Below are 269 nucleotides of genomic sequence, written 5' to 3'. Positions count from 1 at the left end.
ACTCTACAGCAATGGTTATCGCACTCATCCCTGAGCCCATAGCTTGTGGAACTGCATAGGCAATTAAGCTGGCAATACACCCTGCAATTATTAAACGAGGAAACATACTTAGTGGTTTAAAGGTTTTAATAATCAGCATTAAGTTTTGATTAAAAGCATAAGCCACCGCACCCAGCCCCATGCCGCACAAAATTAAATAGGGGTAATGCCACCCACTTAAGGGGGCAATGCTTATTAGCGCAAGTTCTGAGCCTTCACCAAATACAAAT

General features: G+C 42.4%; 1 protein-coding gene. It reads right to left on the bottom strand.

Annotated elements, in window-relative coordinates; translation table 11 throughout:
• On the bottom strand, window positions 1-269 hold a 269-nt coding region (locus SB765_RS30025; RefSeq protein WP_410932548.1), incomplete at both ends, for a chloride channel protein.

Source organism: Pseudomonas sp. SIMBA_067, assembly GCF_046534675.1.
Classification (GTDB): Bacteria; Pseudomonadota; Gammaproteobacteria; order Pseudomonadales; family Pseudomonadaceae; genus Aquipseudomonas; species Aquipseudomonas putida.
The sequence above is the reverse complement of the archived record's forward strand: the minus strand, read 5'-3'. Positions and strand labels throughout refer to the sequence as shown.